The following is an 18,406-nucleotide window of genomic DNA, read 5'->3' as shown; positions in this document are numbered from 1 at the left end:
ATTGCGGGATCGTCAGCCCTGGACGACCATGTCCGGGATCCCGTCGATCGAAACCCGGTCGGCAACGAGGCTGTCCTCGATCGCCTTCAGATCCATGTTCGCCAGCTGGGCCTTCTTGTTCTTCAGGTTCATGCCCGCGTGGTAGAGGCTCGCGGTCAGCTGGTCATAGGGCACCGCCACATAGGTGTAGGCGACCTGCTGGTCGATCAGCGAGGCGTGGCTCACCGCGCCCTTGTTGTCGCCGTTCTTCAGCGCCGTGTTGGCCTTGTCCAGGTGGTCGGAATCCTCCGGATTGAGCGCGTAGTCGTTCAGGACCGAGATCTGGGCGCTCAGCGGCAGATAGCGGCTGATGTCACCGCCCTTGGTCGTCTTGTTTCCGGCCTTGGCAAGCTTGTCCAGGGTCGTGACGTCCTTTTCCGCCTGCATCGCGAGCGACTGGGCCGTGTTGATATAGGTTTCCGCTTCGTCGGTGTTGCCGTTGTAGATCGCCAGACGCGCCTTGTGCACGTCGGACATGGCCTCCATTCCGTCCTTGGACAGCTTGAGGAAGTTATCCGCCACGTTCGAGGCCGCCTGGTTCATCTTGGCCGCTTCGGTCTGATGAGAGGCCTCCGCCGCGTAGACTGCAGCCGAGGTCAGGGCCGTGGCGCCGACCAGGGTTGCTGCGACCAGCGAAGCAATTGCTGTTCTCGATTTCATCGTCATTCTCCTTCGGTTTTCAAAAACCTTCCGGCTTGGCCGTCGTCTGTACGGCTGCCTTCGTCGGAGGGGACGACGGGGAAATTGGACCTGCGGCTACGTTATTTCAAGCTTTTGATTATTAAACATTTTTCACGGAATTTCCTTATTTTCGCCTCTTAAAAAGGCGAACGGGATACCGTGTTCACCGGCAGGGTCAGACCTTGCGGGCGACGATGAAACGGCTCGGCGGTTTGGCCGGATAATTGCCGGTCTCGACGATCTCGAACCCCTCCACGCCGATAAGCGTTTCCAGCTCGCTGATTTTCAGAAAGCGAACGAACGGCGCCTTGCCGAAGAACCGCATGACCGGAATCAGGAGGCGGAACAATGGCCGAAGCAACGGACCTGCTTCGGAAAGACAAACGGTCTTGGAAATGAACAATCCGCCCGGCTTCAGCTGATCGCGAACGCTGCGGACCGCACCTGCGGTATCGCCGATAAGATGCAAAAGGTTGAAGGCAAGCACCGCATCGAAAGAGCCGCCGTCAAAGGTATCGGCACCGATCTCTGCCTGCCGGAAGCTGACGTTGCCGGCTGCGCCGTCGGCCAGTTTGGCTGTGGCGATCCCGATCATTTTCCCGGACACATCGGTCGCCAGCAGGCTTTCCACGGACCCTGCGAGCTTCAACGCCGTGGTGCCGGTGCCGCAGCCGATCTCAAGCACCCGGTCGGACGGTTTGAGATACGCCCGCGTGCGGGCGAGCGTTTCGGCATAGGCCGCTTCATTTCGCACCGGCGAGCGGGCATAGCGCGTTGCGACCTTGTCCCAGAAACTGGCGTTGTCCGTCATCGGGCATTCCCTGTCGATTCATGAGCGCAATCTGCGGCTGCCGTGGCCGGCCGCGTTTGCGATCCGGTCTCTATACGATCTTCTCCATGAAACCAGAATTGCATAAATTTGCAGATCTTCTATACAAAAACGCATGAATTGGGCGGCAATCGGCTTTGACTGGAACCAGGCGCGGGCATTCCTCGCCACGGCGGAGCTCGGCTCGCTGTCCGCTGCGGCGAAGGCGCTTCATCTCACCCAGCCGACCATCGGCCGCCAGGTGGCCGCACTTGAAGACGCCCTCGGCGTCGTCCTGATCGAACGCGCCGGCCGGTCCATCGTTCTGACAGATGCAGGACGCGATCTGCTCCCCCCGTTGCGCATGATGGCGGAAGCCGCATTGCAGACAGGCCTGACGGCCTCCGCCAGGTCGGAGGCGATCGAAGGCCGGGTCAGCATTTCGGCAAGCGACGTGATGGCCGCCTTCGTATTGCCGGAGATCCTGGCCGAACTGCGCGTTGCCGCACCCGGCATCGAAATCGAGGTCATCGCCTCGAACGCGCTTTCCGACCTTCGCCGCCGGGAAGCCGACATCGCGATCCGTCACGTCCGTCCGCAGCATCAGGATCTGGTCGCCCGGCTGATCCGGGAGGCGCGCGCCAATCTCTATGCCGCCGAAAGCCTCCTGGAGCGAACGGGACGTCCGAAGTCCCTGAAGGACCTGACCGGAGAAGTCTTCGTCGGCATCGGCAACCGGGAAGACATGGTCCGGTTTCTGAACGGCCTCGGCCTCAAGGTCACCGCAGCGAACATCAGGTTCAATTCCGCAAGCGGCGTTGTCGGCTGGCAAATGGTGCGCCAGGGACTTGGCCTCGGCATCATGGAGGAGGGCGTCGCCGAACGCACGCCCGGCATAGTTCGGGTTCTCCCTACAATGGCGCCGGTCCATTTTCCCGTCTGGCTCGTGACCCACCGCGAACTCAACACCTCGCGCCGCATCCGTCTGGTCTACGACTTCCTCGCCGAAGCGCTGAGCCGTACACTATAGGACAGATGCGGATCTCATTCTTTGCTGGCCTTTTCGGCCCGCTTTCTCTAGAACCAAGCGCCAACAAGACATCCATCCGAACCAGGCCTGATGGACCGGCGCGCCCCGGATTTCTTCCCGAGCGTTGCGCGCCTACGGTCCGTTTGCCTGCCGGAGCCCGAGGAGCTTTTTGAATGGCCACCATGAACGGCGCGCCCTACCTGACGCGGCGCACCTTTGCGATCATCTCCCACCCGGACGCCGGTAAGACGACGCTGACGGAAAAGCTGCTCCTGTCGGGCGGCGCCATCCGCGCAGCCGGCCAGGTGCGCGCCCGCGGCGAGCGACGCCGCGCCCGCTCCGACTGGATGAAGATCGAACAGGAACGCGGCATCTCCGTGTCGTCCTCGGTGATGACCTTCGAGCGCAACGGCATCATCTACAACCTGCTCGACACGCCGGGCCACGAGGACTTTTCCGAAGACACCTACCGCACGCTGACCGCCGTCGACGCGGCCATCATGGTGATCGACGCCGCCAAGGGCATCGAGGCCCAGACACGCAAGCTGTTCGAGGTCTGCCGTCTCAGGGACATTCCGATCATCACCTTCGTCAACAAGATCGACCGGGAAGGCCGGCACGCGCTGGAAATCCTCGACGAGGTCCAGGAAGCGCTGGCGCTGGACGTGTCCCCGCAGACCTGGCCGGTCGGCATGGGCTCCGACTTCTTCGGTGTCTACGACTGGCAGAAGAAGAAGTTCCACACGTCTGCCGGCGAGCGCGGCGGCGCCTATGCCCGCACCCTGGACGTTTCCGGACTGGAGGACCCGATCCTCGTGGACACCGTCTTCGACCGGATCATGGACGAGCTCACCGAAAACGTCGAACTGGGCGCGGAAGGCTATGCGGCGTTCGACAAGGAAAGCTTCCTGGAAGGCCACCTGACCCCGGTCTTCTTCGGCTCGGCGCTGCGCGACTACGGCATCGAGGAACTGCTGGACTTCATCGCAGATTATGCCCCTCCCCCGCATTCGCAGCCGGCCACCGGCGGGCGGACCATCCGGCCGGACGAGGAAAAGGTCACCGGCTTCGTCTTCAAGGTTCAGGCGAACATGGACCCGAAACACCGGGACCGGATCGCGTTCGTGCGCCTGTGCTCGGGCACGTTCAAGCGCGGCATGAAGCTGAAGCACGTGCGCGCCGGCAAGGTGATCGCCGTCACCGCGCCGATCTTCTTCTTCGCCGAGGAACGCGAAATCGCCGAGACCGCCTATCCGGGCGACGTGATCGGCGTGCCGAACCACGGCCAGCTCAGGGTCGGCGACACGCTGACGGAAGGCGAGGACATCCACGTCACCGGCCTGCCGGCCTTCGCTCCGGAAATCCTGCGCCGGGTGCGCCTGGGCGACACCATGAAGGTCAAGCAGATGCGCCAGGGCCTGCAGGACCTGGCCGAGGAAGGCCTGGTTCAGATCTTCAAGCCGGACATCGGCTCCAACTGGATCGTCGGCGTGGTCGGCATCCTGCAGCTCGACGTGGTGGTCGACCGGCTCAAGGCGGAATACGGCGCGGAGATCGGCTTCGAGCCGGTCAATTATTCCACCGCCCGCTGGATCGAGACCGACCAGGCGACCCTGCAGAAGATGATCGAGAACCACCGCATGTCGATCGCCGAGGACCGCGACGACCGGCCGGTGTTCCTGTTCAAGAACGCCTGGGAAGTCGGCTACATCGGCGAGAAATACCCGGACGTGAAGTTCCGCGAGACGCGCGAGATCGTGCACGAAGGGTAAGGCCGGCAGGTTTCCGGCGTTCATCGACTCTCCCCGCATCTGCGCGGGGCGCCAATCCACATCTTTGCCTGCCTCGCCTTGCGTCCGTCGCCTGCGGCCTGTTACTCCTGACCGCCCCCCAGACCCCCTGTTTCCGGAACACCGCCAATTGGCGGCGGAACCGGAACCCATCGATCAAGGATCCTGGCATGGCACAAGACAACAAATCCAAATCCGGCGGCCTTACCTCCCTCAAGGCGGGGTCGACGGACTCCGACGCAATCGCGGATTATTACGACGACTGGGCCAGGACCTATGACGAAACCCTTGCGGCGTGGGATTACCAGGCGCCAAGGGATGCCGCGGCCCTGCTCGCGCCGCATCTTTCCCCGAAGGCGCATATCCTGGACGTCGGCTGCGGCACCGGACTGGTCGCCGATGCACTGAGCCCTTATGGGGATTTTCACATCGACGGCATCGATATCTCGGCTGAATCGCTCAAGCTGGCGGGCGCGCGCGGCGGCTATGAAAAACTGGTGTGCCACGATCTGCAAAAACATCCGCTGCCGCTTGAAGACAACAGCTACGACGCCGCCATTTCCGTCGGGGTCCTGACCTATATCGCGGATGCGGAAGCGCTGTTTCGCGACCTGTGCCGGTGCGTGCGACCCGGCGGCGTGATCGCCTTTACCCAGCGCACCGACCGCTGGGAGGCGCTCAATTTCGCCGCAATGATCGCCGCGATCGAAGGCGAGGGCCTGTGGACCGCGCTCCACATCAGCGAACCGCGCCGGTATCTGCCCGAAAACGAGGATTTTGCGGATGAGATCAGGATCATTCATACGCTCTGCCGTGTCGCCTGAAGACAGCGGCTGAATAGGAAGCCTGAGATGCAGTTCTGCCGCCGAAGCGGTACATCAGGCACTGCCTCGACCAATACTAGGTTGTCATCCCAGCGAAGGCTGGGATGACAAGGTATTTGTGGCAAAGCCCGCTGACCTGCCCCGGTTATCCCCACGGATTAACCCAAGGAGAGTTTACCGCTCGACTTTTCGCCATATTGCAGTGCAAAATGAACGATCCAGAGGTTTCGGAGAGACCAGTAGCGGATCACTGCGATGAGTAATTTCAAGACGATCATTGACTTGTTCGGACTTTCGCCCGAGGAAGCCGCCAGCTATCTGAAGGCGGAGACGAGCGACATTATTCGGTGGTGCGAAACGGCGGACAGCCCGCCTCTGGAGGTCTGGCGGCAACTGGTGAAGCTGTTCGACACGATCCGCTTTGCCGCAGAAGAGGCCGCCAAGGCCGCGGATCTCGACCGGATGGACGCAACCGACCTGAACCGGATCGCCATGATCCTGCCCGACCAGGACGGCGCGCTGGAAGGCCCGCGCCGGGCGATCACCGCCATGGCCGTCACCTCGCTGGCCCGGGTGTTCGTGTAGGTCCTGACAGGGCAAAACCGACGGACATGGTTAGCAAACTCTTGAGCATAAACATGGCAAGCGCCTTGGCAACGCCCAGTCTTTAGGCATTCTAGGTGTATTGCGTTTCGGGAATTCGGGTGATTCGCGAACTCAGGTCACGATCAACGAAGAGATCGATCGCCCGGCCGGTGGACGCAAAACGTCTGTGCACGACGTCACCAGCTCAGGCCGCCGGGAAAGGCTTCAGACCATGGCTCACGAAATCAAGGTGATTGCCGAGATCGGATGCAATCACAAGGGCGACATGGACATCGCCAAGGAGATGATCCACGTCGCGGCGAATGTCTGCCACGCACATGTGGCCAAGTTCCAGAAGCGCAACAACCGTGAACTGCTGTCCGGCGCCGAGTTCGAAACGCCGCATCCGGTTCCGCACAACGCCTATGGCGCCACCTATGGCGCGCACCGGGAGTTCCTGGAATTCACCGCGGGCCAGCACAAGGAATTGCAGGAAGAGTGCCGCCTGGCCGGCATCGAGTATTCCACCTCCGTGTGGGACCTGACGTCGGCGAAGGAAATCGCCGCCCTTGAGCCGCTCCTGATCAAGATCCCGTCCGCCACCAACCAGCATTTCGAGCTTCAGGACTATCTCTGCCGCCACTATGACGGCGAGATCCATGTCTCCACCGGCATGACGACCCGGGCGGAAATCGCCCGGATGATCGACTTCTACGAGGAACGCGGCCGGGCCAAGGATCTGGTGGTCTATTCCTGCACGTCCGGCTATCCCGTCGAATTCGAGGATGTCTGCCTGCTGGAAATCAACCGGCTGCAGGAAATCTACGGGGACCGGGTCAAGGCCATCGGTTTTTCCGGCCACCATCACGGCATCGCAGCCGATGTCGCGGCCATGACGATCGGCCACCTCGGTTTCCAGCGTTACGGCCAGGGGATCTTCGCCTATATCGAGCGTCACTTCACACTGAACCGCACCTGGAAGGGCACCGATCACGCTGCCAGCCTCGAGCCTGACGGGTTGCGCCGCCTGTGCCGGGACCTGCAAAACGTCGGCAAGGCGCTCCGCTACAAGGAGAAAGACCTGCTCGATGTGGAACAGGTCCAGCGCGACAAGCTCAAGTGGGCGGAAGACAAGCAGAGCAGACAGATCCGGCAAGTCTCGTGACACGCGTAATCGCGGTCATTCCGGCCCGCGGGGGATCCAGGGGACTTCCGGGTAAGAACATACGCCCGCTCGGCGGCACACCGCTCGTTGCCCGCACCGTTGACGCTGCGCTGCACGCGGCCTGTATCGAGCGCGTCTACGTTTCCAGCGACGATGCCGGCATTCTCAAGGTCGCCCGCGCCGCCGGCGCCCATGCCATCGTCAGGCCGGGCGAGATCAGCGGCTCGACCGCCAGTTCCGAATCCGCCCTGCTGCATGCCCTGGAACACCTGAAGGCGGAACAGGCCGGCCTGCCGGACATTCTCGTCTTCCTGCAATGCACCTCGCCGTTCACGACGGCTGCGGAAATCGATCTGGTCGTTGACACGATGATCCAGAAAAACGCCGACAGCGCGTTTTCGGTCGTCGAGGATCACGGCTTCATCTGGCAGGAAGACGTGGCGGGCTTTGCCGAAGGCATTACCCACGACCACAGCAAACCCCGGCAACGCCGGCAGGACATGACGCCGCGCTACCGGGAAAACGGCGCGATCTACGCCATGCGTGTGGAGCCGTTCCTGGCAGAGCAAACCCGGTTTTGCGGGCGCACGGTGCTGGTTCCGGTGTCGGCACCGACGATCGAGATCGACACCCAGGAAGACTGGGACATGGCGGAAGCCTTTCAGGCGTCCCGCAAGCCTGCATCTCTGCGCAAAGAGCATGTGCCGGGGCAGATCAAGGCGGTGGTGACCGATTTCGACGGCGTCCACACGGACGACCGGGTGCTCGTCAGCCAGGACGGCCAGGAAGCGGTGTTCTGCAGCCGCCGCGACGGCATGGGGCTAGAACGGCTGAGAGACAGGGGCGTCCGTCTGCTGATCCTGTCGAAGGAGGCCAACCCGGTGGTGAAGACCCGCGCAGCCAAGCTGAAGATGCCGGTCCAGAACCATGTGGACGACAAGCTCTCCGCCCTGGAGGCCTGGCGGGCCGAAAACGGGCTGGAGTGGAGCGAGATCGCCTATATCGGCAACGATATCAATGACACGGCCTGCATGGCGGCCTGCGGCCTCGCCTTTTCGCCGGCCGATGCCCATGCCGATGCGCTCAAGACGGCCGATATCGTGCTTGAGGCTTCAGGCGGAAAAGGCGCGCTGCGCGAGATGAGCGACTATCTGATTGCCCGTCAGTTGGTCTCGTCACATCGAGACGGATAGTCGCGCAGCATAGGGCGCGACCGCGACTGCGCGGACAAAACACCGGTCTTCCGCCGCTTGCCCTCAATAGAGTTCCTAAAGAGAAAACCCGTCATCCAGAATGAAATTCTGACCGTTGAAGGCCCTGGAACTGTCGGAAAGCAGGAACATGACGGTTTCGGCGACGTCGTTGGCTTCCAGCATTCCCTTGTTCAGGCAATGGCTTTCGTAGCGGCGTACGAACCTTTCATCCTGATTGTTGAAAACACCGCCCGGGCTCACGCAGTTGACGCGGATGTTTTTTCCCTTGAGGTAGGTCGCCAGATATCTGGTCAACTGAATGATGGCTGATTTGCAGACCGCATATTCGACTTCTTTCGTCATGTCGGTCCCTTCGTACAGCTCGAAACGTGGAGCCATGACGCCGTAGATGGAGGAGAAATTTATGATATTTCCCTCTCCGACCGTTTCGAAATACCTGACGAATTTCTGGCAAAGCAGGAATGCTCCGCCCAGGTGCAAATTGACGTTGTCACAAAAGCCTTCAAACGTGACGTCTTCGAATTTGGCGCCGTAGCTGGCGTTTCTGGGAAAGGAACAATTGACGACCGAATGGATGGGGACATGCGTTTCCGACAGTTGCTCGAGCATCGCATCGATGCTCGCACCATCTGAAAGATTGACGGCGGAAAAGGTCAGCCTGTCTTGCTCGGAGGCGTCCAGATCCGAAAACAACCCGGGATTTGGGCTGCGACTGGCGCAAACGACGTTAGCGCCCTGCGCCAGCGCCGCCTTTACAAGCCCCTGGCCGATCAGGCCATTGCCGCCGACCACTACAACATTCTGCCCGGTGAGCATTTTCACGAAGACGCCCTCTTCAAACGTTGAAACAGCTTTTTCTGGTCACAGCGCCCGACACATTTGTGGCCCTCGGGGAACTCGCCCGTAATGTGCCATCGCCGAAACGCCTTGTAGGCATCGCTGTTCCAGATGTCCTCAAGGCTTTGTTCCTTGGTGTTGCCGAAGCTCATCTCGCAATCGTAATCCTGAGTACACGGAACGGCGGAACCGTCGGCCATGACCGAGAGGGACGTCCAGGGGAATTCACAGTACTGGGATTCGTAGTGGGACTTGTTTTCCAGCGTCTCGTCGTCTTCGAAATACCAGCGGTTATCCTGGCTTTTGATATACGCAAACACGTCATAGTCTTCCCACAACTCCATGAAACGACGATGCATGTCTTTCGCTTCGGAATCGTTGGCGAGGGCAATCATGGTCGGCACGATCAAGGTCTTGTAACCTTTTTCGTCCCGCATCTTGATGACCTCGATCATGGTTTCGTAGGACCGTTGAAAATTGTTGCGCTTGCCGCGCACGAATTTCTGCTGTTCATCGTCCAGACCGTCCATGGAAAACTTGAAGACAGTCAGGCCGGCCTTCATGATCTTTTCGGCGCGCTCGACGCTCAGGTTCGCAGGGACACAGGAAAAATAGGTCGGAATGTTTCTGTCGGTGCAGGCCTGGACCCTGTTGACGATATTCCTGTCAATCAGCGGCTCGCCATATCCGTGCAAGATCAGGCATCTCGAAACGATATAGAAATAGAATGCATTCTCGCTTCGCTCGTCGGGCGTAATCTCGTAATTGCCTTTCACGAATTCCCAGAAATGCTCAAGATCGTTTTCCGAATGCGGCGCAATCTGATCAAGAACAGCTTCGAAAGTAGCTCCTTCGATCCACTGCTTGTCACGCGTCATCAACGTTGTCCGGGGGCACATGACGCAGGTCATGTTGCAGTGATTTGTCGTCTCGACGTTGAAAACGAACGGGCGCTCGGACACAAGAGCCGCAAATTCATCTTCGATGTATTTTGAATCGGCTTGGGTTAACTCGCCTTCCACAATGCGATCCCGGATAGCCGAAGCTCGTTCATGGAACTTGATATCGAACACGGCCTGTCTCCAACTTGCTGCCGGCGGATGCGATCAGCCTTTTACTCAGCCCCTTCGCCGCATTTTGGCGGCCTCCAAAATGCGATCCGACGGGCCGGTTCAAACAGGTCCATGGCACAGAGTGAGTGAAAGGCGGCCAGGCGAAAATCGGTGCCGACGACATGATAAGCGCATCACGCCAAGCCATGACTCCCCGTGCCGGTCAGAAGGGAACTGTATCGATTCGGCTACTTCATCGTATTTCCGATGCAGGACCATACCAATCGAGATTGAATATTACCCACATGATAGGCTTGATCTGTGGATGTTATTGCCCGACCAGCCCAACCGGACGAGCGCGGTACGCGTTCCTGCGGACTTCGTGTCCCGCTTAGCCTGACGCGCTAAGCGCGTGACATATCGCTTCAAATCCGCAAGATGTTCGCCAACATCGATTTGAGGACAGAATGCCGATAGAAAGCCAGATCGACAGCCAGATCGTCCGGGAACTTGCCCCGCACGGCCGCCTGAGGGTCGGGGTCAACATGGCCAATGCCCTGCTCGTCACCGGACGGGCGGAGAACGGCGATCCGGCAGGCGTGTCGCCGGATATGGGCAGGGCGATCGCCGACCGCCTCGGCGTGCCGGTGGAATATGTCCCCTACCCGTCTCCGGGCCTCGTTGCCGACGGCGTGGAGGCGCATGAATGGGACATCGCCAATATCGGCGCCGAGCCGCAACGGGCGGAAAAGATCAGCTTCACCCCGGCCTATGCGGAAATCGAGGCGACCTATCTTGTGGCCGAGGGTTCATCGATCCGGACACCCGAAGAGGCCGACCGGCCCGGCCACCGGATCGCCTACAAGGCCCGTTCCGCCTATGGCCTCTGGCTGGAACGCAACATCAGTGAGGCGGAGCTTGTCGCCGTGCCGCCCGACGAGGACGCTCTGGCGTATTTCCTGGAGCACCGGCTGGAGGTGCTCGCCGGCCTGCGCCCGCGGCTGACCCGGGACGTCGAAACGCTCAGCGGCTACCGGATGCTGGATGGGCAGTTCATGTCGGTCCAGCAGGCGATCGGGACGGCCAGGGAAAACACCGTGGCCGCCGCCTGGCTGACGGAGTTCGTTCAGGAGGCAAAGGCCTGCGGAGTCGTTGCCGGGTTTATCGAAAGGCACGGGGTCAAGGGGCTTACGGTTCCGGTGTAGGCTAGGCCGCCTCGTAGCCCCTGGGGTTCTTGCAGACCCAGTTCCAGGTGTCGTGGCACATGGCCTCCAGATCGCGCCTGGCCCGCCAGTGGATCACCTCCGCCGCCTTTTCGACGCCTGCGTAACATTCCCCCACGTCGCCGTCGCGCCGGGGAGCAATGACATAAGGAACGGTCCGGTTCGACGCACGCTCGAAGGCATGGATCATCTGCAACACGCTGTAGCCGGTGCCGGTGCCCAGGTTCACGGTGAAGCAGCGGTTGTCCGGTGTCGCATTTTCCAGGGCGTCATGGGCATGGAGATGGCCTTCGACCAGGTCCATGACGTGGATATAGTCGCGCACACCGGTGCCGTCCGGCGTGTCATAGTCGTTGCCGAAGACCTGCAGGCGCTCACGCCGACCGGACGCCACCTGGGCGATGAATGGCATCAGGTTGGCCGGAACGCCGAGCGGATCTTCCCCGATCAGCCCGCTCGGATGGGCGCCGACCGGATTGAAGTAACGCAGGATGCCGAAACGCCAGCGGTCGTCACTTGCCGCAACGTCGCGCAGCATGTCCTCCACCATCAGTTTCGTGCGCCCGTAAGGGTGGCCCGGCGCCAGCGGATGATCCTCGGTCACGGGGAAGAACTGCGGCTGGCCGTAAACAGCGGCAGTGGAGGAAAAGATCAGCCGGTGAACGCCCGCGGCGGCCATGGCCGACAGCAGCCGGTGCGTGCCGACGACGTTGTTGTCGTAGTATTCGAGCGGCCGGTCGATGGAGTCCCGGGGCACCTTGCTGCCGGCAAAGTGAACCACGCTGTCGCAGCTGTGGCGGCGCAGGAGCTCTTCAACCGCCGCCTGATCACGGACATCGGCCTTTTCAAACGCAATCTGCCGGCCGGAGATCTCGCCGACCCGCTGCAGGCTTTCCATCCTGGAATTGCTCAGATTGTCGAGCACGACGACATCGTGCCCGGCCGCCAGAAACGCCACGCAGCAATGGGACCCGATATATCCGGCTCCGCCGGTGATCAGGACGGTCATGTCTCAAGACCCCTATTCAACATGGCGAATTCCCGTTCTGCCGTAGACATCCGGCCGAATTCACGCGCTCAGGGCCACAGTTCAATGTGACCTCGCCTCTTCGCTAGCAGAAAAAAATGGACAAGCTCCTAAAGCCGGGAGCGAAGACACCGGTAAGCCGCCAAAGCGGTTGGCAAGGCTGGCTTATCGGCAGGAAATACCTGGAGTTGAAAAACATGGACAGTAGAGTGTTAAGCGTTGAAACTGGCTGCATGGTGGTTCCGGGAAATGGAGGCTGACATATTTGAAAAACGCCGGATTTCCCGAACTCCAAACAGCCGTCTGCTTTCCGGTCGCACTGCAACGATGTTGAAGCGGCTCGTCTTAGCCTTCCTGGTTCTTTTTCCGTTTTGCGGCGCTTCTTCTGCCTTCGGACTGCCGCCGGCCGGCATTTCCCTGCCGGAAGGCGCCTTTCCGGTCTTGCCGATTGCGAATGAGAAGGCCGGAAGATCAGAAAACCTTATGAATGCCCAGCGCGCATTGAAGGTGCTCGGATTTTACACCGGAAAACTGGACGGTATCGGGGGGCCGAAAACGGAACAGGCGCTCGAGCAGTTCCTCAACGCCATTGGGCACAAGGGAGACGTCACCGACGAAACCCTGGAAAAGATCTATATCGCGGCAGAGATAAAATCCGCGCGCAACATATCAACCCGGGACGCTCTCAAGCTCGCTCCCATGGCGGCGGAAGCAGACACACTGATGGACGAAGCCGGCCTTGTCTACCGCAAGGGGAAATACGAGAAAGCGTCTCAATTGATTGCGCGCGCGCTCGACTTGCGCGAACGAAGCCTTGGTAAAAACGCGCGCGCTACCGTCAGTTCCGTCTGCCAGCTCGGACTTATATATTTCTATCTGGGCCGGTACGAAAAAGCGGAACCTCTGCTTGTCCGGGGGTTGGAAGGAAGAGAACGGCTTCTGGGCGAGGACGATCCTTACACGCTGGCAGCGGTCGGAAACCTGGGAATTCTCTATACTTCCCAAGGCCGGTACGCGGATGCGGAACTCCTGATCAGGAGGGCATTGGCTGGCAGCGAGCGGATCGGCGGCAAGGATGATCCGGGAACGCTTACGCAAGTCTACAATCTTGCCTTCCTTTTTAATGCGCGGGCGCAGTACGCGGAGGCCGAACCCCTCTATATCCGCTCGCTGGAAGCCCGGGAACGCACCCTCGGCAAGGACCACACTGAGACGCTCCAGTCCGTGAGCGCGCTCGGGGGTCTCTACATGGCCGAGGGCCGTTATGCGAAGGCAGAGCCGCTCTATGTCCGGGCGATGGAAGGAAGAGAGCGCCATCTGGGCAAGGATCATCCGGAGACGCTTTATGCGGCCCTCAATCTGGGCTTCCTGTACAATGCTCAACGCCGCTTTGACGAAGCGGAGCCATTGTATCTTCGGGCCATGCAGGGATTCGAACGCGCCTTTGGCAGCGACGCCCCGGGCACGCTCACCGCGGCCAACAATCTGGCAGGCGTTTATAGAAAGCAGGGTCGGCTTGAGCAGGCAAAAAAGCTCTATGTCATGGCTCTGGAAGGCAGAGCGCGCGTTCTGGGGGAGGATCATCCCGATACGCTGACGTCGGCCAACAATCTCGGGGCCCTCTTTGGCGCGCAGAGCCGTTACACAGATGCGGAAACCCTGTATCGCCGGGTTCTGGAAGGCCGGGAGCGGACCATCGGTCCGGATCACCCCGACACGCTGGGAACAGTCAACAATCTGGCCCTGCTCTACTGGCTGCAGGGTCGTAACGAGGAAGCTGAACCGCTGCTTCTGCGCGCTCTAGAAGGGCTGGAACGCAGTCTCGGCATGGACCACAAGCACACGCTGCGGAAGATCGACAATCTCGGCTACCTGTACTGGGGCATGGGAAAATATGACGAGGCTGTGCGGCTCTGGAAAAAGGGGTTTGTCGCTCTTCCGGCCTGGATGGAAAAATCCGGATACGAGCCGGGCTCCACAATCAGATGGCCCATGAGCTTCGCGAAATTTCTGGAAACGGCAACCAGATCCAGTTTCACCTCAGGGGAAAAAGGCCGTATCACCTTCGAAGCCCAGGGCTGGCTCACATTCAATACGCTGGACAAGGCTCTCGCGGATCTGGGCGCCCGGCTGGCGGCAAAAGACCCGGGCGCCGCGAAGCTGCTCAGGACACGGCAGGAACTGGGCGTTTCGCTGCAGGGCTTGCGGGACCGCTAGGCCAGGAGCTTTTCGAATACGACCGGGGGCGACGCGCTCAGAACGGAACTGCTCGAGCGGATCGACAAAACCGAAAGTGAAATCGGGAAGACCGATGCCCGGATCGAGCATGACTTTCCCGATCTGGCAGAACTTTCATCCCCGCGGCCCCTGAGTATCGAGGAAGCCCAAGGCACTCTGGACCCGAATGAGGCGCTGGTCGCCTATGCCTGGACGAAGAAAACCCTCTATGCCTGGTTCGTCCGTTCCGACGCCGTGGAATGGACCGCCATTCCGATCGAGCGAAGCAACGTTACCGGTCTCGTGGCCAGTCTTCGCAACAGCATCGATTTTTCCAGCGCCCCTTTCATAAAAGAACACCGCAGCGATGTCTCGAAAGCCTGCAACCCCAAGGCATCGATCCCCGGTCCGGAAGATCATGATTTCAATCTTTGCGAGGCGAATGACCTCTACCGTGTGCTTTTGCAGCCGTTTGAAGACAAGCTTAAAGGGGTCAATCATCTGATCGTCGTTCCGGACGGAGCGCTAGAACAGCTTCCCTTTTCCCTTCTCACGCGCACTGCCGGCACCGGGGGCGAGCCGCACTGGCTCATTGAGGACATGGCCATCACGATGCTGCCGACCACGTCCAGCCTGCGATTGCTGCGATCCATCCCTCCGCGCGATACCGCCGGCCAGAAACCCTATCTCGGCATTGCTCCGGTGGATTTCCAAAGGCAGTCCAAACAGGCCCCCTTGCGCGGAACGCTTGCCCCCCTGCCCGGCACCCTGGCGGAAGTCCGCAGGCTTTCGGAAATCACCGGAGCCGGTACTGATGGCTATGTGACCGGCAAGAAGGCCAGTGAAGCCTTCGTAAAAAGCGGCGCCCTTGAGCACTACCGGGTTCTGAGCTTTGCCACCCACGGCCTTCTTTCGGCGGATACGCAGGCATTGACCAACGGCGTCCTCACGGAGCCGGCCCTCGCCCTGGCGCCCGCCAACGACAACGAAGACGGGTTTTTGACCGCAACCGAGGCGGCATCCCTGAAACTCAATGCGGATTGGGTGCTTCTGTCCGCCTGCAACACGGCGGCGGGCGACGGCGAAGGGGCGGAAGGCCTTTCCGGCCTCGCCCGGGCGTTCTTCTTCGCCGGTGCCAGGTCGCTGCTCGTGTCTCACTGGGAAATCGACGACAACGCGGCCGTCGACCTGATGGCCGAAACCATCCGGCGCACCAGCGACGGAAGCGCGAAGGACAAGGCGGAGGCCCTGCGCGAGGCAATGCTCACGGTCATGAAGAAACCCGGCTACCGCCACCCCTACTTCTGGGCGCCCTTTTCCCTGGTCGGCGACAACAGGATTTCGGGCCGGACACCGCCACCTGACGCCGGCAAGGGCGGGAGTTAAGCGGACTGGAATTTTGGAAGGAGTGGTGCCGGAGGCGGAATCGCAAAATTGATCCAAGATATTGTTTTATTTAAATTATCTTTAGATTAGAAAATTTCTATTGCCCACGCGGTTACCCAATTTCAAATTATACCGGCGGTTCGGATCCCATTCTCCATAAATTTCCACCTTTAATCGGCGGCACGTTCAAGCGGGAAACGGCTTGCAGGTCGGCAATCAGGTACGGAACCCGCGTTGGACCAAGCTTGTGATGACGGACCATAAAATCTGCACCAACACAGTCGTTTGCCTTCCAGGAATTTCGACGTTATCCAGAAAACACTGGTAATAATCGACATCAATTGTTAGGCGTAAGCCACTGAACAAAATAGCCTCAGCCTGGCTTCCTCTCTCACGCGCACCATTATACCTGTGAGGTTGCGCGATGCCAGTCCTCACTGCACACGGTACGGAAGGCCCGCATATTCAGAACAAGGATCGGTCAAAGTTGCGAAATCCCTTATATCCTTTACGTACGCTCTAGATGTGGAGCATCATGGAGTCATTATCGACTGCCGCTACTGTCAGATGCTCCCGAAGACGATGCAAACCAGTCGGTACCGGGCACAATTCGGTCCGGTTGGATCCTTTGAACGATACGGACGAGATCGGCGAGCGCTGAACGGATGAAGGGCCACGGAAAGTCTGGGCAGTCCTCAGAACTCTCCCCTTCCCGCAAGATGGCATCGAGCTTGCTCGCTACTCCGGCCAGTGACGTGGCCGGAGTATTCATCAGCGCATCGACCAGTTCCTGTTCCAGAAGGGCCGCAGTTTCTTCTTCTTGTTTGGCGGCAGAGTATCCTAACTCGCTATCAGCGGCGTCCCAGCGTGCTTGATGCGCAGCCAGGTTGTCTTCCGCGCGCGCCTGGATCGCTGCGGTGGATGGATCGTTGCCGAAAAACTCTTCGATCTGGTCCTGAGAATGCAAAAGAACCGGACCTCCCTCTTCCGGCAGATCGACCTCCGCCCGGGGAAAGCCGACCGTCTCGAACAATCGGGCTTCGATGCCCTGTTGCCTCCGGCAAAGTTCAGAGGTGCGGAGGTTGGCCTCGTTCCATTCTTTCCAAAGCCGCAGCGCCGCATCCGGTTCATCACCGTCAAGCGTTGGCCACCGAGCAAATGTATTGATCGTCCACGCTGCCGTTACCAATGCAGTACCGGCTAGCAACATGCGGCGGGTGACGCTAGACAGACTCGTGCTAATCTCAGAATCAGCCATGATCCGAGCTCCTCAACAGCTTGGTTTGTGGTCAGGTCGGCTGGAGTGTTAGCGCACTCTAGTCGGCCGCAATCTGTGCAATGCAATTGCAATGCACGTGCATATTTATGTGCCTTTCGGAATGAAATATCAAGCCGTAGAGTTAAAATGACAAAGAAGCCGTTCACAACTCGCCTCGACCCCTCGGTGTTGGAAGTGGCACAGCAGCTTGCGGAAACTGAGCGGCGCTCAGTTACTTCTGTCATTGAGCTTGCGTTGATAGAGTACGCAGAAAGGCGAGGAATTGAGATAAGTACGAAGAAAGACGAATGATCGGTGCGCGGCGCCCCTCAGCGCCTCGCTATACGGCTTCTCAGATCCTGTTTAAGATCATTGGGGAATGCTCCCCCTTTCATTGAAACTTTCTTCTACAGTCAATTCTTCAATGCTCTCAACCTACCCCTTAAAATGTTGGCGGTGCAGATCTCCAAAAACCTCATCCTACCGGAAACGCTCAGGCTCTCAACGAACTCTGGAAACCGCAATCCCGGTGGAAGATGGACAAGACGATTCATCAGCCCTTCTCCGGCGCGTATCGCTAGCAGAGCAAATCGGGGCTGAGCGGCGCGGCTGGGCATTTTCCCTGGCAACGAATTTCGTTGCCCAGCTTCTTCATTTCAAAAAACATCTCCTCTTCACCCAAGTGGGCGATGAAACATCCCCGCCAGCAGTCTGGGTCAACCGTGGGCGTGATATCGAACAGCTCGCCATCCGGCGCTCGCACCACGGAATGCGCCGTGTACCCGACTTGATCTGAGTAGAAGGTCGCAAAAGCCAGCCAGCCACGTACTACCGTATGGTCAAGATGGTGTTCTACCCAATGGTCAACGTTTCGATGGCAGTCGGCAACCTTCGGTTCCCACCCGTTAATCCCCATCCCGGGCCTGAACGGCACCAGAATCGCAGTCTGGCTTCTGGCGCAGATGTCCCGTTCGTACTCATCACGTTCCATGTATCTCCTCCATACTCCACATATGACAAAGGACATTATCAAATATGAAGGACGATGCCGCTAAGCAGCTTGAAATCTTCGCTCGTCAATTCGCTCAACCGTTGCAGCTGCCGGTATCGAGTCCATTCCAGAAAATTGCGGTGGCCTCCATGTGCGATTTGCCCACCGAACAACTAGTTCCTGAACAAATGCGAACCGGCGGCCTGGAGCGGCGTCGAGCAGATTCCCCTGAAATGCTCGGTTTGTGCGCCCATTTCGGACGTTCCGGGTTTTGAGCGC

At 59.7% G+C, this 18,406-nt stretch carries 17 protein-coding genes; 10 read left to right on the top strand and 7 right to left on the bottom strand.

From position 1 onward, the window contains the following. Window positions 1-12: 12 nt before the first annotated feature. Window positions 13-699, bottom strand: a complete 687-nt coding sequence (locus tag HK439_RS20695; protein WP_190293387.1) for a YfdX family protein — start codon at window positions 697-699, stop codon at window positions 13-15. A gap of 196 nt (window positions 700-895) precedes the next feature. Continuing rightward, window positions 896-1,531, bottom strand: a complete 636-nt coding sequence (locus HK439_RS20690; protein ID WP_190293386.1) for a class I SAM-dependent methyltransferase — start codon at window positions 1,529-1,531, stop codon at window positions 896-898. A gap of 133 nt (window positions 1,532-1,664) precedes the next feature. Between HK439_RS20690 and HK439_RS20685 the strand changes: the two genes are divergently transcribed. The 6 genes from HK439_RS20685 (at window position 1,665) to HK439_RS20660 (ending at window position 8,115) form a co-directional block, all read left to right on the top strand. Continuing rightward, a complete protein-coding gene (locus HK439_RS20685; RefSeq protein WP_190293385.1) occupies window positions 1,665-2,558 on the top strand; it encodes a LysR family transcriptional regulator in 894 nt (297 codons plus the stop codon). Between the two features lie 173 nt (window positions 2,559-2,731). Next, complete coding sequence (locus HK439_RS20680; protein ID WP_190293384.1) at window positions 2,732-4,330, top strand: peptide chain release factor 3; 1,599 nt, start codon at window positions 2,732-2,734, stop codon at window positions 4,328-4,330. A gap of 188 nt (window positions 4,331-4,518) precedes the next feature. Then, on the top strand, window positions 4,519-5,172 hold the full coding sequence (locus tag HK439_RS20675) for a class I SAM-dependent DNA methyltransferase (RefSeq protein WP_190293383.1): 654 nt from the start codon (window positions 4,519-4,521) through the stop codon (window positions 5,170-5,172). Between the two features lie 255 nt (window positions 5,173-5,427). Further along, window positions 5,428-5,757 (top strand): hypothetical protein, encoded by a 330-nt coding sequence (locus HK439_RS20670; protein ID WP_190293382.1) that lies wholly within the window; start codon window positions 5,428-5,430, stop codon window positions 5,755-5,757. Window positions 5,758-5,989: 232 nt separating this feature from the next. Next, window positions 5,990-6,922, top strand: coding sequence for an N-acetylneuraminate synthase family protein (locus HK439_RS20665; protein ID WP_190293381.1), 933 nt, complete (start codon window positions 5,990-5,992; stop codon window positions 6,920-6,922). Continuing rightward, window positions 6,919-8,115, top strand: coding sequence for a cytidylyltransferase domain-containing protein (locus HK439_RS20660; protein WP_190293380.1), 1,197 nt, complete (start codon window positions 6,919-6,921; stop codon window positions 8,113-8,115). Before HK439_RS20665 ends, HK439_RS20660 begins: the two co-directional genes overlap by 4 nt. Before the next feature lie 75 nt (window positions 8,116-8,190). Here HK439_RS20660 and HK439_RS20655 read toward each other — a convergent pair whose 3' ends face one another. Both HK439_RS20655 and HK439_RS27275 read right to left on the bottom strand, forming a co-directional pair. Beyond that, window positions 8,191-8,952 carry an oxidoreductase gene (locus HK439_RS20655; RefSeq protein ID WP_235988044.1) on the bottom strand — a complete coding sequence of 254 codons (762 nt, stop codon included), beginning with the start codon at window positions 8,950-8,952 and terminating at the stop codon, window positions 8,191-8,193. Between the two features lie 2 nt (window positions 8,953-8,954). Further along, window positions 8,955-9,935 (bottom strand): radical SAM/SPASM domain-containing protein, encoded by a 981-nt coding sequence (locus HK439_RS27275; RefSeq protein WP_328804210.1) that lies wholly within the window; start codon window positions 9,933-9,935, stop codon window positions 8,955-8,957. Between the two features lie 557 nt (window positions 9,936-10,492). Here HK439_RS27275 and HK439_RS20645 point away from each other — a divergent pair. After that, the gene (locus HK439_RS20645) at window positions 10,493-11,230 is read left to right on the top strand and encodes a transporter substrate-binding domain-containing protein (protein WP_190293377.1); all 738 of its coding nucleotides are present in this window, start codon (window positions 10,493-10,495) and stop codon (window positions 11,228-11,230) included. 1 nt (window position 11,231) lies between these two features. Here HK439_RS20645 and galE read toward each other — a convergent pair whose 3' ends face one another. Further along, entirely contained in the window at window positions 11,232-12,257 is a 1,026-nt protein-coding gene (gene galE / locus HK439_RS20640) for a UDP-glucose 4-epimerase GalE (protein WP_190293376.1), read from the bottom strand. A gap of 501 nt (window positions 12,258-12,758) precedes the next feature. Between galE and HK439_RS20635 the strand changes: the two genes are divergently transcribed. Continuing rightward, window positions 12,759-14,492 (top strand): tetratricopeptide repeat protein, encoded by a 1,734-nt coding sequence (locus HK439_RS20635; RefSeq protein ID WP_190293375.1) that lies wholly within the window; start codon window positions 12,759-12,761, stop codon window positions 14,490-14,492. A gap of 255 nt (window positions 14,493-14,747) precedes the next feature. After that, window positions 14,748-15,878 (top strand): CHAT domain-containing protein, encoded by a 1,131-nt coding sequence (locus tag HK439_RS20630; protein WP_190293374.1) that lies wholly within the window; start codon window positions 14,748-14,750, stop codon window positions 15,876-15,878. A gap of 544 nt (window positions 15,879-16,422) precedes the next feature. On the opposite strand, the gene HK439_RS20625 is transcribed toward HK439_RS20630, so the two are convergent. Then, window positions 16,423-17,136 (bottom strand): hypothetical protein, encoded by a 714-nt coding sequence (locus HK439_RS20625; protein ID WP_190293373.1) that lies wholly within the window; start codon window positions 17,134-17,136, stop codon window positions 16,423-16,425. 577 nt (window positions 17,137-17,713) lie between these two features. Then, entirely contained in the window at window positions 17,714-18,127 is a 414-nt protein-coding gene (locus tag HK439_RS20620; RefSeq protein ID WP_190293372.1) for a hypothetical protein, read from the bottom strand. A gap of 44 nt (window positions 18,128-18,171) precedes the next feature. Here HK439_RS20620 and HK439_RS20615 point away from each other — a divergent pair, with 44 nt between their 5' ends. Beyond that, on the top strand, window positions 18,172-18,402 hold the full coding sequence (locus tag HK439_RS20615) for a hypothetical protein (protein ID WP_190293371.1): 231 nt from the start codon (window positions 18,172-18,174) through the stop codon (window positions 18,400-18,402). Window positions 18,403-18,406: the final 4 nt, after the last annotated feature.

Origin of the sequence: Roseibium aggregatum (assembly GCF_014692675.1) — a bacterium.
In the GTDB taxonomy this organism is placed as follows: domain Bacteria; phylum Pseudomonadota; class Alphaproteobacteria; order Rhizobiales; family Stappiaceae; genus Roseibium; species Roseibium aggregatum_C.
Note: the sequence above shows the minus strand (reverse complement) of the source record. Positions and strands in the feature narration are given on the sequence as shown.